A 23,624-nucleotide genomic window follows, 5' to 3' on the forward strand; every position below is an offset into this window, starting at 1 on the left:
GCGCTTGCGGCGTGTTTAGCGACGTTGCAGAGGCCTGGCATGGCTGGCATCGCTCGCGCACACCGCCAACGCGTTCGCCGCGGGCCGACATCGCAGATGCCTACGTCAGTTGTGTGTGAGAACAGGACCGGCCGTTTGCCGCCACGATGCAACGTGCCGCCCTGGAGCGGCAGCCAACGTCTCGCCTGCAGACCGGCGATCCGGCGACAGGCGCGCCGGATTGGCTCGGTTGCGTTCTAGCGTTGTTCCAATACCGGTGCCACGACCTTGCGCCAGATCGCGTACCCATCGGCCGTCATATGCAGCCTGTCGGCGCGGAACAGTTCCGCGCGCGGCTTGCCGCTGGCATCGAGCATCGGGGTGTAGATGTCCACGAAGTCCACGCGCGGCAGCGGGGCTAGCGCGTCCTTGATCAGGCGGTTGGCCTTGATCACGGCCGGCAGCAGTTGCGCGCGCGACGGGCTGGGCTTGATCGACAGATAGCTGATGCGTGCCTCGGGCAGGTCGCGGCGTACACGTGCCACGAATGCCAGCACGTCATCGCGCACCTGTTCGGGCGTGCGGCCGCTGTTGAGGTCGTTGTCGCCGGCGTACAGCACCACCTGGCGTGGCGCGTATGGAATCACGATGCGGTCCGCGTACCAGGTGCTGTCGCGCACTTCCGAGCCGCCGAAACCGCGATTGATCACCGGCTTGCCCGGGAAATCCTGTGCCAATGTCTCCCAGAACCGGATCGATGAGCTGCCGACGAACACGATGCCGTGCTTGGGCGGCGGCTGACGCGCGTCGCTTTCGGCGAAGCGTTGCATGTCTTCTTCCCAAGCGGCATTGGAGACCTGCGCCGGCACCGCCGGAGCGGTGTGCAGGGCGTCGGCGTACACATGGCCGGACAGGAGGGCGAGGGCGCACAGCATGATGCGCAGGCGATGGATGGTCATGCAGGAACCTTCAAAGTGAAGCGGGCTGCCATGGTGCGCCAGGCTGGAAGCCGAGGGCAAACCTGGCAGCGGCTGGCGGGGCGGGTCGCCACGGTGCAAGATTCGCACTTTCCCCAGCAGCGACCATGCCATGCGTTCGACTTGTTCCCTTCTTCGCCCATGCGGCAGGACGCGCTGACGCATGGCCGATCAATTGGGGCACGTCCCGCGCGGCCCGCGTCGCATGCTCAAGGCGGCGATCTGGTCATGGCAGGGATTGCGCGCGGCGTGGCTGCACGAATCTTCGTTCCGCCTGGAGGTCTGTCTGGCGGCGGTGCTGGTACCGCTCGGTCTGTGGCTCGGGCAGTCGGGACTCGAGCGCATCGCGCTGATTGCACCGCTGTTGATCGTGCTGGCTGCCGAACTGCTGAACTCGGCCATTGAGGCCGTGATCGAACGCTACGGCCCGGAACACCACGTATTGGCCGGGCGTGCCAAGGACATGGGCTCGGCCGCGGTATTCGTGTTGCTGATCAATGTGCTGCTCTGCTGGGGATTGATCCTGCTGCCGCGGCTGTGGTGACGCACGATGGGCAGGGCGAACCGCTCAGGGGCGTGTGCATGCGGGCTTGACTTGGCACGTGGCATGCTCGGTCTCTCTTCCAACGGAGTCGCCTGCATGCCTGTCCTGATTCGCGCCCTGGTGTTGCTGATCCTGACCGCGTCGCTGTCCGGTTGCGGCTATAACGCGATCCAGCAGAAGGAAGAGGGCGTCAAGGCCGGTTGGTCGGAGGTGCTCAATCAGTATCAGCGTCGCGCCGATCTGATTCCCAACCTGGTACGCACCGTGCAGGGCTATGCCCAGCAGGAACGTCAGGTCCTGACCGAAGTAACCAATGCGCGCGCGCGCGTCGGCCAGATCCAGGTCAACGCCGATGACGAAGCATCGTTGAAGCAGTTCCAGCAGGCGCAAGGCGAGCTGGGTAGCGCGCTGTCGCGGTTGTTGGTGGTCAGCGAAAACTATCCGCAGCTCAAGTCGGACCAGTCGTTCCGCGATCTGCAGGTGCAGCTGGAAGGCACCGAAAACCGTATCACCGTGGCGCGTGGCCGCTATATCCAGACCGTGCAGGACTACAACACCTACATCCGCTCGTTTCCGCAGGTGATCACGGCCAAGATCTTCGGATACCAGCCCAAGCCCAATTTCAGCGTGGAAAACGAAGCGCAGATCTCGCGCGCTCCGCAGGTGGATTTCGGCACGCAGCAGGCGCCACAGCAGACGCCGCAGCAACAGCCCGCGCCGCAGCCTGCGCAGTAATCAGCGGCTGTGCGTGCCTGTGCAGTCGCCGCTAGCAAGCGCAGCACGCGCTGTCGAAGTACGCACAGGCACGCATCAAGGCAACGCATGCCAAGCGGCACATCAGCACGAATCTGCGGACCAAACCACAGAACGTTTGAGGCGAGAGCTAGCCGCTCTGCCGTCGGGGGGAGAGGTTGGGTGAGGGGACGGTGCCAGTCCTCGCAATCGTCCCGACTACCCGTGGCTTCGCTTCGGACGGACCCCCTCTCTGTAAGAGGCACTGTCACGCAGGGAGAGGGCTTGGCAAAACCCAGCGTTGATCGACGAGCGGCGCGCATCACATAGGAGTTGGCAATGCGGCGAATGGTTTTGCGAGTGGTGTGGATGATGGCGTTGTTGCTGCTGCCGGCGTCGTTGCTGGCGCAGGAGTTGGCTGCCATCCCGTCGCTGCGCTCGCCGGTGGTCGACGTCACCGGCACCCTGGATGCGGGGCAGATCCAGCAACTCGAGCAACAGGCGCTGGCCTTGCAGCAGCGCAAGGGCGCGCAGCTGCAGATCTTGATCGTGCCGACCACGCAGCCGGAAGCGATCGAGCAATACACCCAGCGCGTGTTCGACCAATGGAAGATCGGCCGCAAGGGCGTGGACGACGGCGTGCTGCTGCTGGTGGCCAAGGACGACCGTCGCGTCCGCATCCAGCCGGGTTACGGCCTGGAAGGCGCCATTCCGGACATCACCGCCAACCGCATCATCCAGGAGTATCTGGCGCCGCGCTTCCGTGAGGGCGATTACGCTGGCGGCATCGCGGCGGCGACCGCAACCCTGGCCGGCCTGATCGAAGGCGAGGCCCTGCCGGCGCCGGTCAGCGGGCATGCCGAGGGGGGCAACGGCGCGGGCGGCGGTGGCTGGATCATGGCGCTGTTCATCGGCTTGGTGGTGGCCATGGTGGCGCGCGGCATCCTGGGCGCGCTACCGCGCCCGCTGCGCGCCGTGCTGACCGGCGTTGCCGCCGGCGGTGCCGCATTGCTATTGACGTCGTTGCTGTTCGCCAGCGCGGGTGCGGCGGTGATCGGCTTGCTGGCGGGCCTATCCTCCGGCTCACCGGGCCGCTTTGTCGGCGGCGGCGGCTGGGGCGGTGGCGGCTTCGGTGGATTTGGCGGCGGCGGCCGTGGCGGTTTCGGCGGCGGTGGTGGCTGGGGCGGTGGCGGCGGGTCATCAGGAGGCGGTGGCGCCTCGGGGAGCTGGTAATGCGGTGGCTCAGGCATCTCTTCGCGCCCTCGGCGCAGCGCACATTTCCAGCCGCATGCATGGACGCCATTGCAGCGGCGGTGACGGCCAGCGAGCGCTCGCACACCGGCCAGATCATGGTCGCGGTCGAGGCCGACCTGCCACTGGAGGCGTTGTGGCGCGGGCACAGCGCGCGCCAGCGCGCCGAGCAGGCCTTCGCCCAGCTGCGGACCTGGGATACCGAAGCCAACAACGGGGTGCTGATTTACCTGCTGCTGGCCGACCACGCCATCGAGGTGGTGGCGGATCGCGGCCTGCGCAGCCGGGTGCCGGAAGCGCGTTGGGCAGAAGTGTGCCGGCGCATGCAGCAGTTCCTGCGCGAAGGCCAGCACGAAGCGGCTGTCCTGGCCGGCATCGAGGCGGCGACCGAGCTGTTGGCCGAACATTTCCCGGCCACCGACGGCGCGCAGCATGAAGACGAGCTACCTGACCGGCCGCGGATTTTAGGCTGAGCGCGTGCGAGGTGTCAGAATAGCGGCCTCGCTCTACGTGATACGCGGTCCGCATGATCTATCTGCACGCCATCGACCCCATCGCTTTCTCGCTCGGCCCGGTGCAGGTGCACTGGTACGGCTTGATGTACTTGGCGGCGTTTTTCTCGGCCTGGGCCCTGGGCCGTTCGCGCATCCTGCGCGGTCGCTTGCCCGGGGTAGACATGGATGGTTTTTCCGACCTGCTGTTCTACGGCATGCTCGGCGTGGTGTTGGGTGGGCGCATCGGCTACATGCTGTTCTATGCGTTCGAGACCTTCCTGGCCAATCCGCTGATCCTGTTCAAGGTCTGGGAAGGCGGCATGAGCTTCCACGGCGGCCTGCTTGGCGTGTTGATCGCTTGTTGGTTGTGGGCGCGCAAGCACCGGTTGCACTTCTTCGATGTGATGGACTTTGTCGCCCCGCTGGTGCCGCTGGGTCTTGGTTTCGGGAGGCTCGGCAATTTCGTCGGCGGCGAATTGTGGGGAAAATTCACCCAGGCCGGCTGGGGCGTGATCTTTCCGCATGCGCCGGAACTGGCCGACCGGTTGCCCGCGCAGATCCAGGCGCAGTACGCCGCCGGCGCGTTGAACCAGTTCGCACGCCACCCCTCGCAGCTCTATGAAGCTGCGCTGGAAGGGGTCGTGATGTTCGTGGTGTTGTGGACGTTCTCGATGAAGCCGCGCGCACGGTATGCGGTCTCCGGCCTGTTCGCATTGCTGTATGGCGTGTTCCGTTTCATCGTCGAATTCGTGCGCGTACCCGACGCACCGATCGGCTACCTGGCCTTCAATTGGCTGACGATGGGCCAGATTCTGAGCCTGCCGTTGGTTGCGGTTGGCCTGGTGCTGCTGGCGATGTCGCGCCGCGCGCCGGTGTTGCAGCCGGTGCTGCCGGTGCCCGCGGGCGTGGAGGCTGCCAAGTGAAGCCGTACCTGGAGTTGTTGCAGCACGTGCTGGACCACGGCGCAGAGAAGTCCGACCGCACCGGTACCGGCACGCGCAGCGTGTTCGGCTGGCAGATGCGCTTCGATCTCAACGACGGCTTTCCGTTGGTGACCACCAAGAAGCTGCACCTGCGCTCGATCATCCATGAGTTGCTGTGGTTCCTGAAGGGCGACACCAATATCGGCTACCTCAGCGACCACCAGGTGCGCATCTGGGACGAATGGGCCGACGACAACGGCGATCTCGGTCCGGTGTACGGCAAGCAGTGGCGGCGCTGGACCGGCCCGGACGGTGTCGAGATCGACCAGATGCAGTGGCTGGTGGATGAGATCAAGCGCAATCCGGATTCGCGTCGTCTGGTGATCAGCGCCTGGAATGTCGGCGAGCTGCCGCAGATGGCGCTGATGCCTTGCCACAGCCTGTTCCAGTTCTACGTGGTGAACGGCAAGCTCAGTTGCCAGCTCTATCAGCGCAGCGGCGATATCTTTCTGGGCGTGCCGTTCAATATCGCCAGCTATGCGCTGCTGACGCACATGGTGGCCCAGGCCACCGGCCTGGGCGTTGGCGATTTCGTGCACACGCTGGGCGATGCGCACCTGTATTCCAATCACTTCGAGCAGGCACGCGAGCAGCTGACGCGCACACCGCGTGCGCTGCCCAGCTTGCGTCTGAATCCCGAGGTCACCGACCTGTTCGCGTTCCGCTTCGAAGACATCGCCATCGAAGGCTACGACCCGCATCCGGCAATCAAGGCCCCGGTGGCGGTGTGACGAGCGAGTTGCGGCATGGTCCGCTGGTATCCACTTGAGACGGCAGCACTGTGATGGCCAAGCATTCGATCAAGGCACGGGAAAAACTGGCTGATTCGCTGATGGCAATGCAGGCCAGCCTGTTGGTGAATCTCACGAGCATCCTGCTCATCGCACCGATCGGCTTTTTCGGTATTGCCTTGTACAAGGGTGAACCCCTGCAGCTGACGAACGTCTTCGGCGGGCAGTCTTCAGCGGCGCTGGCGGTGATTGGCGTGTTGTACCTTGCGGCTTTCTGCCTTGGAATGATGGGCCGGCACGCGGCGATGAAAATCTACGACACGCTGTATCCGGATCGATGAAACTGACCCTGATCGTCGCCTTCGACCGCAACAACGCCATCGGTCGCGACAACGACCTGCCGTGGAAACTGCCCGACGATCTCAAGCGCTTCAAGGCGCTGACGCTGGGCAAGCCGATCCTGATGGGGCGCAAGACGGCGCAATCGCTGGGGCGTGCGTTGCCGGAGCGATTGAACCTGGTGCTGACGCGTTCGGGGCAGGTGCCGTTCGAGGGCATGCATGCGGTGGCATCGGTGGAACAGGCGATCGAGCGCGCTGCGCAGGATGGCGCGCAGGAGCTGTGCGTGATCGGCGGCGGCGAGGTGTATCGGCTGACCATGCAACGTGCCGATCTGCTGGCGGTGACCGAAGTAGACACGGTAGTGGATGGCGCCGATACGCATTTCCCGCCGATCGACCCTGCGCTGTGGGAGGCCGTGCAGCGCGAATCGCACGCGGCCGATGCCCGGCATGCGTTCGCATTCGACTATGTGGACTATCGGCGGCGTTGACGCCTTTGCGTGAACGATCCAAGCGCGCTGCGTCTGCGGTGACCGCACCCTCGCAGCGCGCCGTGTGAGCCGGCTATGCGCAGCGTGGTCTCGCAAGCAGCCAGGCGTGACTACCCCGGGCGTTTGTTCACCACCAGCTCGCCCAGTTCGATCAGCCGCGCACGCACGATGTTGCGGCTCAGTCCCAGCAGCGCGGCAGTCTTGACCTGGTTGTGGTGGCAGTGCCGATACGCGGCACGGAACAGTTGATCTTCCACCGTCGCATGCAGCGCGCCACCGGCGCTTTCGAACAGGCTGTCGAAGGCGCGTTCGAGCAGGGCCTGGCCGTCTTCGTGGGGGTCGCCGCCGGCCTGGCCTGGCAAGCGCAGTTGCGACAGACGGATGTCTTCGGCGCGCACCACGCCGTCGCGGTGGATCAGCAGGGTGTGGTGGATGACGTTCTCCAGCTCGCGGATATTGCCTGGCCACGGGTACTCGACCAACAGGTGCTCGGCATCCGCGCCGATGGTCACGCGGCCGTGTCCCAGGCGCTGGCTGTAGATATCGACGAAGTGGCGGATCAGCGGCGGAATGTCGCCGGGACGTTCGCGCAGCGGCTTGAGCTCCACGCCCACCACGTTGAGGCGATAGAACAGGTCCTGGCGGAAATACCCATGCTGGATGGCGTGGTCCAGCGGCACGTTGGTGGCGGCCAGTACGCGCACATCGATCGGCACGCTGCGGCGCGAGCCCAGCCGTACCACTTCGCGCTCCTGCAGTACGCGCAGCAGCTTGACCTGGATCGGCATCGGCAGGTCGCCGATTTCATCCAGAAACAAGGTGCCGCCGTTGGCCTCCTCGAACCAGCCGGCCTTGGCGCTCAGGGCGCCGGTGAACGCACCTTTCTCATGCCCGAACAGTTCGGCATCGACCAGCGACTCGCTGAAGGCGCCGCAGTTGACCGCCACGAACGGGTGGCGGGCCCGCGCGCTGCGATGATGGATGTGACGTGCGACCAGCTCTTTGCCGGTGCCGGATTCGCCGACGATCAGCACGCTGGCTTCGCTTGGCGCAACCCGTTCGAGGTGCGTCAGCAATGCCTGGGAAGATGGGTCTTCGAACACGTGCGCGGTGGCGCGCACGGCGTTGCCGGTGAGCGCGTGTTGCTGCGCTGCAGGCAGGGTGAGCAAGCGGACATCGGACATGGGACGGGCTCGTGCGTGGGGGAGGAAGGGCGCGAGGCGGCGTCGGTTCAACACGGCGGGACGCGAGGTCCGAGTCGGAAATGCAGGTGACGCATCGTCGGGCTCAGGAATAGAAACTGGGAGTGGGTGGCTGTTGCCGCAGCGCCCATTCGCCGAGTTCGCGCAGCTTGTAATCGACCGGATCGTGCAGCGTCTGGGTGCGCAGGTTGCGCCAGTAGCGGTCCAGCCGCAGCGCTGCATGCGTGGCACGCGCGCCGGTGACCTCGAAGAGTTTGCTGCACACCTCCAGCCCGACGCGTGTGGTGGCGACCTTGGCGGCGGCCACCGCCAAGGCGACTTGCGCGCGCTCGTCGCGGCCGAGCGCATGCTCCTTGCGCCAGGCGGCGTCGAGCAATCCGGCAGCGCGGTCGGTCAGCAGCCGGGCGCTTTCCAGGCCCAGCCAGAATTCGCCGTAATGGGCCAGGATGTAGGGGTCTTGGCTGGCTTGTTCGACCCCGGAGCGGTGCCAGGCGCGGGCTTCGCCCAGGGTGTAGCTGCGCGCTTCCTCGAATGCGCCCTCGGCAATCCCCAGGAACAGATGCGCGAACAGCAACTGCGCGATCAAGGGGCGCAGACAGGCGAACGGAGTGCTCAACGGACCGGGATCCAGCAATAGCTCGCTTTCTTCCACGCGGACGCGCTCGAAGGTGGTGCTGCCGCTGTCGGTCTGGCGCTGGCCGATGTTGTCCCAATCGTGGCCGAGCGTGATGCCGCTGCGCGCGGTGGGAATCGCACCGATCAACAATTTGCCGCTGCGCTCGTCCAGGGCCGAGGCGATCAGCATTTGCGAATCGATGGCGCCGGAACAGAAACTCTTTCTGCCGGAAAATTCGCGCCAGCCTTCGCATTGCACGGCGACGGTGCGGGTATCCAGGGGGTTGAGCGCATTGCCCCAGAACCACTGCTTGCGCGCGGTCTGCTCCAGCCACGGCTGCCACTGCGCGGGCTGGCCAAACAGCCGCACAGTGGCGAGCATCAGATGATGGAAGCCGAACACATGCGCGATGGAGCTGTCGACCTTGGCGAAGGTGCGCACGACCTGCAGCACCTCGCTCCAGCTTGCGCCGAGGCCGCCGTACTGCACCGGAATGCTGAGCGCGAGCAGGCCGCTGGCGCGCAATGCATCGCGCTCGGCCTTGGGAGTGCCGCCGCGCGCATCGCGCTCGATCGCGGTGTCGGCGAACCCGGCAGCCAGGCGCTGGGCGGTCTGCAGCGGATTGAGCAGGGTCGGTTGCGGTTGGCGGCTGGTCATGTGCGGTGGCCTTGTGCAGATGCGAAGGAGTGGGGCGCTGACCGGACAATGGTCGGCACGTAGTGCGGAAGATCGCCAGCTGGGCATGTCGCATCCGGGAGGGCATTCCAGCGCCGGCCAGCGCTCAGAACACATGGAGGCTGTGCAAGGCCGCAAGCAGGTCCTGGCGGGCCTGCCGCAGCGCCGCCTCATGCGCCTGGCGATCGCGCGGACGCGGCAGCTCCAGCCGCTGGGCATGCGCGATCGTTCCGGGCTGGCCACCGATGACGATGACGCGGTCGCTCAGGTAGACCGCTTCGTCGATGTCGTGGGTGACCAGCAGCACGCTGAAGCCATGTTCGCCGGCCAGGCGCAGCAGCAGGTCCTGCAGCTTGATGCGGGTGAAGGCATCCACCGCGCTGAAGGGTTCGTCGAGCAGCAGCACGCGCGGTTGCCGGTACAGCCCGCGTGCCAGCGCCACGCGCTGCGCCTGGCCGCCGGACAGCTGTTTGGGCAGCGCGGTTGCGTAATCCAGCAGGCCGACCTGGGCCAGCAACTGCTGCACGCGCGCAGATTGCCGCGCGGCCGCCGGCGATAGATCGGCCTCGTCGGCGAAAGCGACATTGGCGGCCACATCCAGCCACGGCAGTAGCCGCGGCTCCTGGAAGATGAAGCCGATCTGCCGGTCCACGCCACGCACACGGGCGCCATCCAGCGCCACCTCGCCGGCGTAGTCGCGCTCCAGGCCGGCCAGGATACGCAGCAGGGTGCTTTTGCCGCAGCCGCTGGCGCCGATCAAGCTGACGATCTCGCCGGGTGCCAGCTGCAGGTCGATATCGCGCAGCACCTGGCGCGTGCCGAAACGTTTGCCGGCGATGTGCAGCTGCAGGCCGGAGCTGCTCACCTAGGGCTCCCAGGGTGGCCGGGCGCGCTACGATTCTGCAGGTTGTCGCGCCAGCGCAAGGTGCGCGATTCGATGCTCTTGAGTAGGCCATCGCTGAGTTTTCCGAGCAGTGCGAGCAATACGATGGCGCCGATCACGATGTCCGGTCGCGAGGTTTCGCGCCCGTCGCTCAGCAGATAACCCAGCCCGCGGGTGGCAGCGATCAGCTCGGCGGCGACCAGGAACATCCAGGCCAGACTCAGGCTGGTGCGCAGCCCGGTGAAGATGGACGGCAGCGCCGCCGGCAGCAGGATGCGCCGCACCAGGCGTGGTTTGGACAGCCCGTAGCTTTCGCCCAGCTCCACCAGCGTGCGGTCGACCTGGCGCAGGCCGCTGACCACGCCCAGATACACGGGGAAGAACGCGCCGATGGCGATCAGGGTGATCTTGGGCGCCTCGTCGATGCCCATCCACAGCAGCAGCAACGGCACCCAGGCCAGGCTGGGCACTGCGCGCAGCGCCTGGAAGCTGGGATCGAGCAGGCGTTCCAGCCAGCGGCTCAGGCCCACCGCCACACCGACCAGCAGGCCGAGCCCGGCGCCGATGGAGAAGCCCGCCAGCACCCGCAACACACTGGCGCCAACATGACTGGCCAGTCCGCGGCTCGCCTCGTCGGCAAGCGTGCGCAGGATCTGGCTGGGCGGCGGTAGCAGGTAACTCGGTGTCCAGCCCAGCGCCGAGGCAAGTTCGAGCCCGGCGAAGAAGACCAGCGGCAGTAGCCAGCCCAGGCTGCTGGCGGGCAGCCTGAGGCGCGGTCGCGGCGGGGTGCCGGCCACGGAGGCGGAAACGCGCAAGGAGGTGTCGTTCATCGCCGTGCTCAGGCCCGCGCCACGCCTGCGCGCTTGGCGTAGCTGGGATCGATCAGCCCAGCCAGCACCTTGCCCAGATCGGTGCCGGGACGGACCAGGCCCTCTTCGAGCAGGATCGGCGCGGCGCTCTGCAGCGCTGCCCTCTCTTCCGGACCAATGACCGGATTGCGCAGGTCGGTGCGCTGCAGCTGCAGCGTGGCGACCTGGGGCGACAGCCGGGCCTCGGCGGCGATCAGCGCGGCCAGTTCGCCCGGGTGCGCGATCGCCCACGTGCGTGCTTTTTCGTAGGCCTGGATCACCAGCGGAATCTGCTCGGGGTACGCGGAGGCGAACGTCTCGCTGACATTCAAGAAGCCGCGCGAATTGAAGGCGGTGTTGCGGTAGATCAAGCGCGAGCCGGCCTCGATCTGGCTCGCGGCCAGGTGCGGGTCCAGGCCGGACCACGCGTCCACGTCGCCGCGTTCCAGTGCAGTGCGCCCGTCGGGATGCTGCAGATGCACGATATCCACCGCGCTCTTGCTCAACCCGGCCTGCCGCAGCGCGCGCAGCAGAAACAGGTAGGCGTCGGTGCCCTTGGTGGCGGCGATGCGTTTGCCTTTGAGTTCGGTCAGCTGCCGGATCGGCGAATTCTTGCCGACCGCCAGCGCGATCCATTCCGGGCGCGAGTAGATATACACGGCCTTGATCGGATTGCCGTTGGCGCGCGCCAGCAGCGAGGCCAGGCCAGCGGTGCTGCCGAAGTCGATGCTGTTGCCGCCCAGATATTCCAGCGCGCGATTGCTGCCGGCCGACAGCACCCATTTGACCTGGGTGCCCTGCGCCTTGAGCGTTTCCTCCAGCCAGCCGAAGTGTTTGAGCACCAGCGAAGTCGGCGAGTAATACGCGTAGTCCATGCGCAGTTGTTTGGGCACTGCACCCTTGGTTTGCGCGAAGGCGGTGCCGGACAGCAACGGCGGGGCGCCGAGCGCGACGCCGGCGAGGGTTCCGAATTTGAGCAGGTTGCGACGCTTCATGAGTGCTCCCGTCAGCGCGCCGAAGCGCGCGGCACGATGGTGTTGGCGATGACTTCGCCGAAGGGTCCGCTCAGTGCCTGGCCAGGAAGTTTTTGCTTGACCGTGCGCGGCAGCAGCGGGAACACCAGCTCGGCGAAACGGTAGGCTTCTTCCAGATGCGGGTAGCCCGAGAAGATGAAGGTATCGATGCCGAGCGCGGCATATTCTTCGATCCGCTTGGCCACGGTCTGCGGATCGCCCACCAGCGCGGTGCCGGCACCACCACGCACCAGGCCGACGCCAGCCCACAGGTTGGGGCTGACTTCCAGATCGGCGCGGGTACGGCGCTGACCGCGGCTGTGCAGTGCGGCCATGCGTCGCTGGCCGACCGAATCCATGCGCGCAAATGCACTTTGCGCGCGTTCCACGGTTTCGTCGTCGAGATGACTGATCAGCGACTCGGCCGCCGCCCACGCTTCTGCCTCGGTCTCGCGCACGATCACGTGCAGGCGGATGCCGAAGGTAAGCGTGCGCCCCAGCGCCGCGGCCTTGCTGCGGACCGAGGCGATCTTTTCCGCAACCGCATCCGGTGGTTCGCCCCAGGTCAGATAGGTATCGACCTGCTCGGCGGCCAGATCGTGCGCAGCGTCGGAAGAGCCACCGAACCACACTGGCGGATACGGCCTCTGCACGGTGGGATACAACAGCTTGGCCGCCTTCACTTGCAGATGTTTGCCGTCGAAGTCGTAGCTCTCGCCGCTGTGGCTGTGGGCGATGATCTCGCGCCAGATGCGGATGAATTCTGCCGATGCTTCATAGCGTTCTGCGTGGTCCAGAAAGACGCCATCGCCTTCCAGTTCGCCGCGGTCGCCGCCGGTGACCAGGTTCACCAGCAGGCGCCCGCCGGAGAGGCGGTCGAAGCTGGCCGCCGTGCGCGCGGCCAGCGCGGGCGCCATCAGGCCGGGACGCAGCGCGACCAGAAACTTCAGCCGGCGCGTCGCATTGATCAGGCTCGATGCGATGACCCACGGATCCTCACAGGAACGGCCGGTCGGAATCAGTACACCCTCATAGCCCAGCGTATCGGCGGCGACCGCCACCTGGGTGACGTATTCGGCGCTGACCTGGCGCGCGCCATCGCTGGTGCCCAGGTAGCGGCTATCGCCGTGGGTGGGGATGAACCAGAACATGTCCATGGTGGGTCTCGGTCATGCGCGTCCCTCGCAGCAGCCCGCACATCATGTGCAGGGATTGAATGGGGAGTTCGTTGCAAGCGTGTTCGGTTTCGACCAGGCGGCTGTCTTCTGGGGCACCGGCAGCTGCGGCGATTGGCTGGCCCCCGTGGTTTGGAAAAGTCCGCATCCTGTGCGTGCATCTGCATCTGCATCTGCATCTGCAGCGTGCAGTCAGGCAATGCGCAACAACGCATCGGTGCGCGCGCCAAGCACGCCGGCGGCGCGCTCTGCGGCCAGCTCGATGCGCTGTCGCACGGCAGGGTTGACCACGCGATACTCGTGGAAATCCGTCTCGGCGGCGTAGATGCCGATCGGTAGGGTCACCGCCTGGAAGAACGAAAACAGCGGGCGCAGTTGGTGATCGATCACCAGCGCATGCCGCTCGCTGCCGCCGGTTGCCGCGAGCAGGATCGGTGTATCGATCAACGCATTGATATCGATCAGATCGAACAGATGCTTGAGCAAGCCCGGATACGAGCCGCGATACACCGGTGCGACCACCAGCAACAGGTCGGCCGATTCGATCTGGCGCAGCGCCTGCTCCGCGGCCTCGTCCAACTCGCTGCGCCACAGGGCGGCGCCCAGCGGCCGGGCGATATCGCCCAGCTGGATGATGCTGGGCCTGATTGCCACGCGCTGCCCGAGTTCGGCCAGGGTCGCCTCGGCTAATGCCAGGCTGCGCGATGGGCGCGAGGTGCTGCCGGAAACGGCGACGACATTCAACGGACTGCGCATGCGAAGAATCCTGTGATGACGATGACGATGGCGGGCGGTCACGCGACCCTGCGTGGCGCCCGCACACCGATGGTGTTGCTGCACAAACACACGCTGGCAGCTGCAGGCTGTTCGTGTGCCGACAGCGAGGCATTCCATCTGACTGCACGGCGGAGGACATGGCAATGGCACAGGGCGCTCAAATGCGTCGATCGCTTATCAGATTTGAGAATGACCTGATGAAAAAACCCTGAAATCTCGGGTTTTTCGGCTTGCGCCGGGCGTTGCTCATGGCGTTTGTGGCATGACGATAGTGCGCGCGGAAATGACCGCGCGAAAAATGTTGGTGGAGAAACACCGAATCAGCATTTCGCCGTCCTGCAGGCACGATGCTGAGCGTTATCGACGGCATTTTTGCGCGTGATTCCATGTGCGACGGCCTTCGCGCGTCGCTGGCACGCGATGTGCGTGTGCAGCATCCAGCCGCGCCACGATGCGCAGACGATCAAGCGGAGAACACGATGTCCACGAACAGACGCGCAGTGCTGTACTCGGCAATTGCCTGGGTGATGGCCGCTTCGGCGCAGCTGCCGGCGCAAGCGCAGCCGACCGATGCCGAGACCGATGCACAGGTGCACACGTTGCAGGCGGTGACGATCAAGGCCGAGCGCAAGCCGGAACAGGCGCAAGCCGAGCAAGCCTTGCAGACGGTTGCCGGCAACACGGCGCTGGTGGACAACGAGCAGGTGGAACGTGGGCGCGCTGCCAGCGCCGAAGACGTGCTGGCTTTCCAGCCGGGCGTATTCGCGCAGTCCACCAGCGGCAACGCGGCCGCCAAGATCTCCATTCGCGGCTCCGGCCTGAATACCTTTTATGGCGGCTACGTGCTGGGCACCAAGTTTCTGTTCGACGGTCTGCCGATCACCGGTCCCGGGGGAACCCAGGAAGATCTGCTCAGCATCGCCGGAGTGAATTACACCGAAGTGCTGTACGGCGCCAACGCCTTTCAATATGCGGCCACCAGTCTTGGCGGCGCGATCAACTTCGTCACCCACACCGGGCAGACCTCACCGGGAACATATCTGCGGGTAGAGGCGGGGAGCTACGGCTATCGCAAGCAGCAGATCAGCAACGGCGGTGCGGCAGGGAATTTCGATTGGTACGTGTCGCTGCTGCACAACAGCCGCGACGGCTACCAGGACCTTACCGACACCAACGGCCGCGAGCTGGTCGCCAATCTTGGGTATCGCTTCGGCCCGCGCCTGGATACGCGCCTGCTGCTGCGTTACCGCGAAGAAGAGTTGATCAACGGCGGCACGCTGACCCTGGCGCAGATCAACAGCGGCTCGCGTGCCAACCCGGCCCCCTATGGCCGCAAGAAAGGCGGCACCACGCTGGTGGGTAGCAAAACCACCTATGTCTTCGACGATGACGCGCGCCTGGAGTTGGGGGTGGACCTCAACAACTATCCGCTCTACAACAGCTGGCGTTATTCCACCACGCCGAACCTGTGGCGATCGACCGACATCAACACCAGCGTGCGTTACTTGCGCAGCGGCGACATCTTGTTCGGCCGCAACCTGGACACCAGCGTGACCTGGAGCGATACGCGGCTGGCGTTCGGCGATGCGCGCACCCACGACCGCGACAGCTGGCGCCTGCTCAAGGAGGTGCGCTATACCGGGTCGCGCGACACCGTGCTGGCGCTCGGTGGCGAGTTGCAACTGGATGCGTCCTCATGGCTGTCGGCAGGCGTGTCGCTGATCAATATCGATCGGGACGTGCGCGTGGTGCAGTCGACCACCGCCAACACCAGCGTGTATCCGCAGCGTTATGCATTGGATACATGGTACGCAGCCCCACGCCTGGGGCTGCGCTATCGGCTGACGCCGGATCTGCAGGCATTTGCCAATGTGAGCCGCTCGATCGATCCGCCGGTCACCTGGCAGATCAGCGGCGGCGGGGTGGCCACACCGTTCGCGCGGCCGTTGGTGCCGCAAAAAGCCACCACCGCCGAAGCGGGCGTCCGCGGTAGCCACGGCATCCTCGATGGCAGCCTCACCATCTACCGCTCCTGGATCAACGACGAACTGCTGACCGTGGTGACCCAGCAGGCCACTGCCAGTACCGATGCGGTGGTGGCCAACGCCAACGCCGGGCCGACCGTGCATCAGGGCATCGAGGCCGCGCTGAGTACGCGCGTATGGGACGGCGACGATGGCAGCGGGTTGAGTCTGCGCCAGGCCTATACCCTCAACGACTTTCATTACCGCCGCGATGCCGCGTTCGCGCAGAATGCGTTGCCCGGCTTGCCGCGGCAGGTCTATCAGGCCGAGTTGCAATACGCGCATGGCAGCGGCTTTTATGCGCATCTCAATGTGCGCGCAGCGTCCAGCTATTACGTCGATTTCGCCAATACGCTCAGGGCGCCCGGTTACGGCTTGCTGGGCGCCAAGCTCGGTTACGGCTTGCCGAGCGGGCGCTGGAGCGCCTGGGTCGATTTACGCAACCTGGCGAACAAACATTACGCCACTGCCACCAGCACCGCCTACGACCTGCAAGGGCGCGATTCCAATGTGTTCTATGTCGGCGACGGTTTCAGCGTTTTTGCCGGCGCATCGCTTCGCTTTTGAGTGCGGCCGCTGCTTGCCGTCGCCGATGAGCGCATGTGTTCGTCGCGTTTCCGAGGTCGTTGCAAATGTGCATGCCATCAGGTGATTTCCGGGGATTATCAGTAAATGGATTTTGCTGCTGTGTGGACGCTGGATCAGCGGCTGATGGCAGGTCATGATCGAAATTGATTACGGAGATTGCTGCGTCGACGCGGCAATTGCTGCAGTTCCGTCCTGCTGGCGTGGGCATGCGATGGGCAGGCAATGGGCCTGCAATGGGCGTGCGGACTGCGATGAGGCCACGCATACCACCGGCGCGCAGCGAGATCCAACACCTGGAGCGATACGAATGGCATTGCTGGAAACCGCAAGAGGTCGACAAGCCCACTTGCATCACCGTACGACCTTTCCTTCGCAGTGCGGCGGTCGGCTGGCAGTGGCATGCATGGGCGATGCATGCCCTGCGGTGGCCGGCGATGCGGTCGCTACGCACGTTGGCGTGCTGGCCGCGATGCAGGTCGATGCTGACGGCGTGGCGGCGAAGGACGCTGCGCACGCCGCTCTGCACGCTGTAGCGGGTGGCGCGATCCCGATCGATCTGCGGCAGCGGCGGCGACGCGTCGCGACCAGACAGGATGTGCTGGCGTATCAGCCCGGCGTCGTTGCGTTGGCCGCAGCTGGCGCCGACGGGTTGAAGAGCAACATGCGCGGTTTGGGCAATCGCCGTGTTGCGGCCACGCTCTGCGCGCAGCTCGGTGCGGATCCGCAGACACGGCCGTGTCCGCGCCACCGCGAGCCCGCGTTCGACAACGCCGGCAGCGCGACGCAGCAGCAGGCCCTGCGGCATCGGCGTGCGGCCATGCCGCCGGCCACGCGTTACGCCTGGGGCCGCACGCATCCCGGCAGCCCCTGGATCGCTATTCCCTACCTTTGGAGCTCCCCATGAATGCTCAAGCTGTCTTTCCCTCCGATACGTCGCCGCAGCTCGGCGCGCCGACCGATGCGGCGCTGGCGCAGCGCTTCGATCCGGTGTTTGCGCGCATCGCCGAGGGCGCACTGGCGCGCGAGCGCGAGCGCATCCTGGCCCATGAGCCGGTTGCCTGGCTGCGGGCGGCCGGCTTCGGCGCCGTGCGCGTGCCGCAGGCCCACGGCGGCCTCGGTGCGAGCCTGCCGCAGCTGTTGCGACTATTGGCCCGGCTCGGCGAAGCCGATTCCAATCTGCCGCAGATCCTGCGTGCGCATTTCGGCTTCGTGGAAGGCCTGTACGGCAGTACTGCAGACGATGCGGCGTTACGCGCGCGCTGGTTTCCGCGCGTGGCCGCCGGCGCGCTCTTCGGGGCGGCCATGGCCGAGCGCGGCCCGGCCACCGAGAACACGCTGACGCTGCGTCGCGACGGGGCGCATTGGCAGCTGGATGGCGAGAAGTTCTATTCCACCGGCACGCTCTACGCCGACTGGATCCTGGCGGCCGCCGTGGACGGTGGCGACCAGCTCGCGCTCGCGGTGCCTGCCGATGCTCAGGGGGTGACGCGGATCGACGATTGGGACGGCTTCGGCCAGCGCCTGACCGGCAGCGGCAGCACCCATTTCAGGGCGGTGCGGCTGCAGGACGAGCATGTGCTGCACCGGCATCCCGCCGGGCAGGCGCGGCCGGACAACTATCTCACCGCGTTCTACCAGAGCGTGCACCTGGCGACCTTGACCGGGATCGCGCGTGCGGTGCTGCGCGATGGCGTGGAATTCGTGCGCGCCCGCACCCGCGTATTCGGCGTGCCCGGGCAAACGCGGCCGGCCGACGATCCACTGGTGCAGCGGGTGGTCGGCCGCTTGTCGAGCCTGGCCTTCGCTGCAGACGCGGTGGTGGAGCAGGTCGGCGTCTCGTTGCAGCAGGCCCACCTCGCGCATCATGCCGGCACCGCGTCAGAGGCCGATTACATCGCCGCCGATCTGGCCGCCTATCACGGCCAGCAGGTGGTGTTGCCACTGGTGCTGGAGGCCAGCACGCTGGTCTTCGAGGTCGGTGGCGCCTCGGCGACCGCGCGTGAGCGTGCGCTGGACCGGCATTGGCGCAACGCGCGCACCATCGCCTCGCATAACCCGGCGATCCTGCGCGAACGTGCGCTTGGCGACTGGCGATTGAACGGTCGTCGTCCACGCGAGGCGTGGTTCGCCGGCACCACATCCCAGAGTGCGGCCGGCGCAGATGCGAGCGTGTCGACGGGAGCGACTGCATGAGCGGCAATGCCGACCCCAAACAATTGCACGTCAACCTGTTCGAAATGAACTGCGTCAGTCACATCGTGCACGGCATGTGGGCGCATCCGGACAACAACCGGCACCGGTTCAACGATCTGGAGTACTGGACCGAGCTGGCACAGCTGCTGGAATACGGCACCTTCGACGGCATCTTTCTGGCCGATGTGATCGGCGCCTACGACAGCTTCGGGCACGGTGCGAAGGCCGCGCTGGAAGAGGCGGTGCAGATTCCCAGCAACGATCCGCTGCTGTTGATCCCGGCGATGGCGCAGGTGACCAGGCATCTGGGCTTCGGCGCGACCTTCTCCACCACCTACGAGCCGCCGTTCGCGTTCGCACGGCGCATGAGCACCCTCGATCACCTGACCCGCGGCCGGGTCGGCTGGAACATCGTGACCTCCTACCTGCCCAATGCGGCACGCAACTTCGGCCTGGAAGGCGAGGTGCCGCACGATCAACGCTACGAGATCGCCGATGAATATCTGGACGTGCTGTACAAGCTGTGGGAAGGCTCGTGGGACGACGATGCGGTGATCCAGGACCGTGAGCGGCGCATCTACACCGATCCGTCCAAGGTGCGCCAGATCGATCACCACGGCGCCTACTTCAAGGTCGCCGGCCCGCATCTGAGCCAGCCCTCGCCACAGCGCACGCCGCTGCTGTTCCAGGCTTCCGGCTCGGCGGCCGGGTTGGAATTCGCCGCGCGGCATGCCGAAGTGGTGTTCACCGGCGGGCTGACCGCCGCCGACGTGCGCGCCAATATCGCCAAGACCCGCGCGCGCGTGGAAGCGCAGGGGCGCGATCCGCGCGCGATCCGGTTCGTGGTGCAGGCCGGGGTGATCGTCGGCCGGACCGATGCAGAGGTCGCGGCCAAACTCGACAGCTACCGCGCGCTGATGAGCGTGCGCGGCGGCCTGGTGCACGCGCAGTCGGACATCGATCTGCTTGCCTATCCTCGCGATCTGGTAATCGGCGAGATCGTCGGCGGGCGCGGCAAGGGCAGCGCCAGCGGGATCGGCCGTGGCGTATTGGCCGGCTTCGACCCGCAGTGGACGGTCGGACAGGTGCTGACGCGGCTGGAGGCGTTCGACCGCGAGCGGTATTTCGTTGCCGGCACGCCGACCGGCGTGGCCGACACCATCGAGCGCTGGCTCGACGAAGACGACATCGACGGCATCAACCTGCGCCAGTATCTGTCGTTCGAGACCGCACGCGATTTCATCGAACTGGTGGTGCCGGAACTGCGCCGGCGCGGTCGCTTCCGCCAGACGTATCGCGATGGCGAGACGCTGCGCGAACGGCTGTTCGGCGCAGGCCAGGCACGCTTGCCGGACGATCATTTCGGTGCGCGTTATCGCGACCCCGCCAATCTCAAGGTGCCACCGCCGCCGCTGCGGTTTCCGGCGCCGTTGGCGGCAGCCGGGAGCGGCGGATGAAGGCGGCGCTCGGCGTGGCGTTGGCGGTGCTGGCACTGGCCGGCTGTCGCCAGCAACCCGCGGCGTCGGCGGGTGCCGCCGGCACCGCTCCGCGCCAGGGCGGCACGCTGATCTACGCCACCGACCGCGAGCCCACCTGCCTGGACCCGCATGTGCAGGGAGACATGCCGCAGGTGTTCGTGGCCCGCCAATACCTCGATTCTCTGGTATCGATGGATGCGCGGGGCCGGATCGGGCCGTGGCTGGCGCGCAGTTGGGAGGTCTCCGCCGACGGGACCGCCTACACCTTCCACCTGCGCGAGGACGTGCGCTTCAGCGACGGCACGCCGTTCACCGCCGAAGCGCTCAAGGCCAACCTGGACCACATCGCCGATCCGCATACCCAGTCCAGCACCGCCGGCGGCTACATCCGCCAGTACCGCCGCACCGAGATCGTCGATACGCATACCGCAATCGTGCATCTCGACAGTGCGTACGCGGCATTTCTGGAAGTCATGGCGCAGGGGTTTCTCGGCTTGCAGTCGCCGGCCGCGCTGGCCCGTTCGCGCGAGCAGAACTGTCAGCAGCCGGTCGGCTCCGGGCCGTTCAAGGTGGAGCGCTGGGACCGCCAGAACCAGCTGGTGCTGGTGCGCAATCCGGAGTATGCCTGGGCGCCGCCGACCGCCCGCCACAACGGCCCGGCCTATCTGGATCGGGTGGTGTGGAAATTCATCGCCGAACCGTCGGTACGCTTCGCCTCGTTGCAGGCTGGCGAGGTCGATGTCATCGACACCCTGCCGCCCGAAGCGCACGCGCCGGCGCGCATCAATCCCGAGCTCTCGCTATTGGTCGCCAATCGGCCCGGCAACCCCACCAACGGCACGCTCAACCTGACCCGCGCGCCGTTCGACGATATCCGCGTGCGTGAGGCCTTCCTGCGCTCGGCCGATGTCGAGGGCGCCTTGCAGAGCGTGTTCTTCGGCGAATTCGCGCGCGCCGGCGGCCCGCTCAGTCCCGGCACGCCGTTCTACAGCGCCGACTTCGAACACGCCGCCGACTACGACCCGGCACGCGCCAACCGCCTGCTCGATCAGGCCGGCTGGACCCGGCGCGATGGCGCCGGTTATCGCAGCAAGAACGGCCGCCGCCTGAGCGTGGATGTGCTGATGCGCAGCCAGACCTGGCCGGCCGAACAGACGCTGTGGGAGCAGGTGCAGGCCACCGCGCGCGGCACCGGTTTCGAGGTACGGCTGCACCTGCTCAGCGACGCGCTCTTGCAGCAGCGCCAGGCAGCCTGGGACTACGACGTGCGCGTGGGCTACTGGAACACCAATACCGCCGACGTGCTGCGGATCATCTTCGGCTCGCAATTCCTGGCCCCGGTCGGCGGCAAGGGCGGCTTCCACCAGAATGGCGCAGGCTTTGCCGATGCGCAGTTCGATGCGGTGGTGGCGCAGGCGCTGGCCACCCAGGACCCGCAGCAGCGTGCGCAGCTCTACCACCAGGCCCAGCGCATCGCGTCCGGCCAGTTCCTGCAACTCACCACCTATCCGCAGAGCACGCGGCTGGGCATCTACAAGACCGCGCACGGCGTGGCGCTGGAGCCAGCGCTGCAGGTCACCACGCTGTACGACGCCTGGGTGAGCAAATGAACGCGATTGCGAGCGAGAGACTCCGCCATGCCCCATGGCTGCGCCAGCTGCGCGCGCTGGCAACGCATCTGCTCGGTGCGGCGCTGGTGCTGTGGGCTGCGGCCACGTTGTTGTTCCTGGTGTTGCGGTTGATGCCGGGCGATCCGGCGCTGGCGATCCTGGGCGGCTCCAGCGCGAATCCAACCGCCGAGACGCTGGCCGCGGTACGCCGCGAGTACGGGCTCGACCAGCCATTGCTCCGGCAGTACGTGGCGCACCTGGGCCGGCTGGTGCAAGGCGACCTGGGCACCTCCTATTCCCAGCACCTGCCGGTGGTGCAGGTGCTGCGCGAGCAGGCCGGGGCGACCCTGCAGCTGACTGGCGCAGCCTTGCTGCTGGCCTGGCTGCTGGCGTTGGCGTCGGTGCTGCCGAGCGTGCGCCGCGGCTGGCGCGACCGGCTGTTTTCCACGCTCGAAACGGTGTCGGCCGCATTGCCGCAGTTCTGGCTCGGACTGGTGTTACTGGCCGTGTTCGCGTTCGGCCTGCGGGTGCTGCCGCCGGCCGGCAGCGATGGTCTGCGCAGCCTGATCCTGCCGGCACTGACGCTGGCGTTGCCGCTGGCCGGCTTCCTGGCGCAGGTCACCCGCGAGTCGATGGCGCTGGCGCTGGAACAGCCGTTCGTGTTGTCGGCGCGCACCCGCGGCCTGGGCGAGGGGGCCGTCCGCCTGCGTCACGCCCTGCGGCACGCCTTGCTGCCGGGGCTGAGTCTGTCCGGCTGGGCAATCGGCGCCACCATCAGCGGTGCGGTGGTCACCGAGGTGATCTTCTCGCGCAAAGGCGTTGGCCGGCAGCTGTTCTACGCGGTGCAGGCGCAGGATCTGCCGCTGGCGATGGGCATCGTGTTGTTCATCGCGGCGGTCTATGTGATCGCCAACCTGTCGATCGACGCCCTGCAGCGATTGGTCGATCCGCGTCTGTCCGGAGAGTCCCGATGAATACCGCAACGCTGTCTCGTGCGCTCCCTCCCTGCGCGCTGTGCGCGCGTGTCCGTGGCGCACTGCGCTGGCTGATCGCGCTGCCTCCCGGGCCCGCGTTGGCGGCTGCCTTTCTCAGCTTGCTGCTCGCGCTGGTGCTGGCGCCAGCCCTGTTCGCCGGCGCCGACCCGCTGGCGGTGGCGCCGCGGCAGGCGTTCCAGGCGCCGAGCTGGGCGCACTGGTTCGGCACCGATGCTTCCGGCCGCGATCTGTGGGCACGCGTGGTCTACGGCGCGCGTGAATCGCTGGCGATCGGCGTGGCCGCCACCGCCCTGGCGATGAGTGTGGCCATCGTCTTGGGGCTGGCCGCCGGGCTCGGCGGGCGGTTGCTCGATCGCTGCATCGGCGCTGCCTTGAACGTGCTGTTCGCGTTTCCGTCGCTGGTATTGGCCTTGCTGCTGGTCGCGGTGTTCGGGGCCGGGCTGGGGCCGGTGATCGTGGCCACCGGTCTGGGCTGTGCGCCCGGCTATGCACGCATGGTGCGTGCGCAGGTGCTGACGGTGCGCGGTTCCGGCTACGTGGAAGCGGCGCGCGTGCTTGGCCATGGGCCGTGGCGGATCGTGCTGCGGCACATCCTGCCCAATGCGATGCGGCCGCTGCTGGTCACGGTCACCCTGGGCGTGGGCCAGATCATCGTGTGGGCGTCGGCACTGAGTTTTCTCGGGCTGGGCAAGCCGCCACCGGCGGCGGAGTGGGGCACCCTGCTGTCGGTGGGGCGCGACTTCGTCGCCCTGGCCTGGTGGATGAGCTTCTTCCCCGGCGTGTTCATCGTGCTCACCACGCTGTCCACCAGCGTGCTCGGACGCTGGTTGCAGCGGCGTCTGGAAGGACGCAGCCCATGAGCACGCCGCTGCTGCGCGTGGATGGCCTCACCGTCACGTTCGCACGCCCCGGCCAGCCTGCGCTCACGGTGGTGCGCGAACTGTCCTTCAGCCTGGCGCCGGGGCGTGCGGTGGCCTTGGTCGGCTAATCCGGCTCGGGCAAGAGCGTCAGTGCGCGCAGCCTG

Annotated in this window: 24 protein-coding genes; 15 read left to right on the forward strand and 9 right to left on the reverse strand. The window is 66.7% G+C overall.

Annotated elements, in window-relative coordinates:
- Positions 1 to 236 precede the first annotated feature (236 nt).
- Positions 237 to 938 (reverse strand): SGNH/GDSL hydrolase family protein, encoded by a 702-nt coding sequence (locus tag AMD14_RS04775; protein ID WP_011050567.1) that lies wholly within the window; start codon positions 936 to 938, stop codon positions 237 to 239.
- A 181-nt stretch (positions 939 to 1,119) separates the two neighbouring features.
- On the opposite strand from AMD14_RS04775, the gene AMD14_RS04780 reads away from it, so the two are divergent.
- The 8 genes from AMD14_RS04780 (at position 1,120) to AMD14_RS04815 (ending at position 6,523) form a co-directional block, all read left to right on the forward strand.
- Positions 1,120 to 1,500 carry a diacylglycerol kinase gene (locus AMD14_RS04780; protein WP_005910722.1) on the forward strand — a complete coding sequence of 127 codons (381 nt, stop codon included), beginning with the start codon at positions 1,120 to 1,122 and terminating at the stop codon, positions 1,498 to 1,500.
- Positions 1,501 to 1,596: 96 nt separating this feature from the next.
- Positions 1,597 to 2,235 carry a LemA family protein gene (locus tag AMD14_RS04785; protein WP_005910712.1) on the forward strand — a complete coding sequence of 213 codons (639 nt, stop codon included), beginning with the start codon at positions 1,597 to 1,599 and terminating at the stop codon, positions 2,233 to 2,235.
- A 336-nt stretch (positions 2,236 to 2,571) separates the two neighbouring features.
- Positions 2,572 to 3,465, forward strand: coding sequence for a TPM domain-containing protein (locus tag AMD14_RS04790; protein WP_015472553.1), 894 nt, complete (start codon positions 2,572 to 2,574; stop codon positions 3,463 to 3,465).
- Positions 3,465 to 3,956, forward strand: a complete 492-nt coding sequence (locus AMD14_RS04795) for a TPM domain-containing protein (RefSeq protein ID WP_011050570.1) — start codon at positions 3,465 to 3,467, stop codon at positions 3,954 to 3,956. The genes AMD14_RS04790 and AMD14_RS04795 overlap by 1 nt, the downstream gene beginning before the upstream one ends.
- A 53-nt stretch (positions 3,957 to 4,009) precedes the next feature.
- Positions 4,010 to 4,900: a prolipoprotein diacylglyceryl transferase gene (gene lgt, locus AMD14_RS04800; RefSeq protein WP_011050571.1), complete on the forward strand. Its 891-nt coding sequence runs from the start codon at positions 4,010 to 4,012 to the stop codon at positions 4,898 to 4,900.
- Positions 4,897 to 5,691 (forward strand): thymidylate synthase, encoded by a 795-nt coding sequence (locus AMD14_RS04805; protein WP_005910703.1) that lies wholly within the window; start codon positions 4,897 to 4,899, stop codon positions 5,689 to 5,691. The genes lgt and AMD14_RS04805 overlap by 4 nt, the downstream gene beginning before the upstream one ends.
- A 53-nt stretch (positions 5,692 to 5,744) precedes the next feature.
- On the forward strand, positions 5,745 to 6,032 hold the full coding sequence (locus AMD14_RS04810) for a hypothetical protein (protein WP_005925790.1): 288 nt from the start codon (positions 5,745 to 5,747) through the stop codon (positions 6,030 to 6,032).
- Positions 6,029 to 6,523, forward strand: coding sequence for a dihydrofolate reductase (locus tag AMD14_RS04815; RefSeq protein WP_011050572.1), 495 nt, complete (start codon positions 6,029 to 6,031; stop codon positions 6,521 to 6,523). The genes AMD14_RS04810 and AMD14_RS04815 overlap by 4 nt, the downstream gene beginning before the upstream one ends.
- Positions 6,524 to 6,633: 110 nt before the next feature.
- Here the strand turns inward: AMD14_RS04815 and AMD14_RS04820 are convergent, their stop codons facing one another.
- From AMD14_RS04820 to msuE, 7 genes are all read right to left on the reverse strand, one after another.
- A complete protein-coding gene (locus AMD14_RS04820; RefSeq protein WP_045714550.1) occupies positions 6,634 to 7,707 on the reverse strand; it encodes a sigma-54 interaction domain-containing protein in 1,074 nt (357 codons plus the stop codon).
- 103 nt (positions 7,708 to 7,810) lie between these two features.
- Positions 7,811 to 8,998 carry an acyl-CoA dehydrogenase family protein gene (locus AMD14_RS04825; RefSeq protein WP_003487416.1) on the reverse strand — a complete coding sequence of 396 codons (1,188 nt, stop codon included), beginning with the start codon at positions 8,996 to 8,998 and terminating at the stop codon, positions 7,811 to 7,813.
- Between the two features lie 124 nt (positions 8,999 to 9,122).
- Positions 9,123 to 9,881: an ABC transporter ATP-binding protein gene (locus AMD14_RS04830; RefSeq protein ID WP_003487417.1), complete on the reverse strand. Its 759-nt coding sequence runs from the start codon at positions 9,879 to 9,881 to the stop codon at positions 9,123 to 9,125.
- A complete protein-coding gene (locus tag AMD14_RS04835; RefSeq protein ID WP_011050574.1) occupies positions 9,878 to 10,729 on the reverse strand; it encodes an ABC transporter permease in 852 nt (283 codons plus the stop codon). Before AMD14_RS04835 ends, AMD14_RS04830 begins: the two co-directional genes overlap by 4 nt.
- A gap of 8 nt (positions 10,730 to 10,737) precedes the next feature.
- On the reverse strand, positions 10,738 to 11,742 hold the full coding sequence (locus AMD14_RS04840) for an aliphatic sulfonate ABC transporter substrate-binding protein (RefSeq protein WP_003487421.1): 1,005 nt from the start codon (positions 11,740 to 11,742) through the stop codon (positions 10,738 to 10,740).
- A gap of 11 nt (positions 11,743 to 11,753) precedes the next feature.
- A complete protein-coding gene (gene ssuD, locus AMD14_RS04845) occupies positions 11,754 to 12,917 on the reverse strand; it encodes an FMNH2-dependent alkanesulfonate monooxygenase (RefSeq protein WP_005910687.1) in 1,164 nt (387 codons plus the stop codon).
- A gap of 210 nt (positions 12,918 to 13,127) precedes the next feature.
- Entirely contained in the window at positions 13,128 to 13,691 is a 564-nt protein-coding gene (gene msuE, locus AMD14_RS04850; RefSeq protein WP_011050575.1) for an FMN reductase, read from the reverse strand.
- Positions 13,692 to 14,191: 500 nt separating this feature from the next.
- On the opposite strand from msuE, the gene AMD14_RS04855 reads away from it, so the two are divergent.
- Entirely contained in the window at positions 14,192 to 16,303 is a 2,112-nt protein-coding gene (locus AMD14_RS04855) for a TonB-dependent receptor family protein (protein WP_223293156.1), read from the forward strand.
- Here the strand turns inward: AMD14_RS04855 and AMD14_RS24535 are convergent.
- Complete coding sequence (locus AMD14_RS24535) at positions 16,269 to 17,129, reverse strand: hypothetical protein (RefSeq protein WP_155400521.1); 861 nt, start codon at positions 17,127 to 17,129, stop codon at positions 16,269 to 16,271. The two genes, AMD14_RS04855 and AMD14_RS24535, sit on opposite strands and share 35 nt — an antisense overlap.
- A 95-nt stretch (positions 17,130 to 17,224) precedes the next feature.
- Here AMD14_RS24535 and AMD14_RS04865 point away from each other — a divergent pair, with 95 nt between their 5' ends.
- From AMD14_RS04865 to AMD14_RS25465, 6 genes are read left to right on the forward strand one after another with little or no spacing between them, the layout of a single operon-like run.
- Positions 17,225 to 18,517 carry an acyl-CoA dehydrogenase family protein gene (locus tag AMD14_RS04865; protein ID WP_003487433.1) on the forward strand — a complete coding sequence of 431 codons (1,293 nt, stop codon included), beginning with the start codon at positions 17,225 to 17,227 and terminating at the stop codon, positions 18,515 to 18,517.
- Positions 18,514 to 19,974, forward strand: coding sequence for an LLM class flavin-dependent oxidoreductase (locus AMD14_RS04870; protein ID WP_003487435.1), 1,461 nt, complete (start codon positions 18,514 to 18,516; stop codon positions 19,972 to 19,974). Before AMD14_RS04865 ends, AMD14_RS04870 begins: the two co-directional genes overlap by 4 nt.
- A complete protein-coding gene (locus AMD14_RS04875) occupies positions 19,971 to 21,605 on the forward strand; it encodes an ABC transporter substrate-binding protein (protein WP_005921091.1) in 1,635 nt (544 codons plus the stop codon). Before AMD14_RS04870 ends, AMD14_RS04875 begins: the two co-directional genes overlap by 4 nt.
- On the forward strand, positions 21,602 to 22,579 hold the full coding sequence (locus AMD14_RS04880) for an ABC transporter permease (RefSeq protein WP_005925814.1): 978 nt from the start codon (positions 21,602 to 21,604) through the stop codon (positions 22,577 to 22,579). The genes AMD14_RS04875 and AMD14_RS04880 overlap by 4 nt, the downstream gene beginning before the upstream one ends.
- A complete protein-coding gene (locus tag AMD14_RS04885; RefSeq protein ID WP_003487441.1) occupies positions 22,576 to 23,460 on the forward strand; it encodes an ABC transporter permease in 885 nt (294 codons plus the stop codon). The genes AMD14_RS04880 and AMD14_RS04885 overlap by 4 nt, the downstream gene beginning before the upstream one ends.
- Complete coding sequence (locus AMD14_RS25465; RefSeq protein WP_011050580.1) at positions 23,457 to 23,588, forward strand: hypothetical protein; 132 nt, start codon at positions 23,457 to 23,459, stop codon at positions 23,586 to 23,588. The genes AMD14_RS04885 and AMD14_RS25465 overlap by 4 nt, the downstream gene beginning before the upstream one ends.
- The last annotated feature ends 36 nt before the right edge of the window (positions 23,589 to 23,624 follow it).

It is taken from the genome of Xanthomonas citri pv. citri (assembly GCF_000961215.1).
Classification (GTDB): Bacteria; Pseudomonadota; Gammaproteobacteria; order Xanthomonadales; family Xanthomonadaceae; genus Xanthomonas; species Xanthomonas cissicola.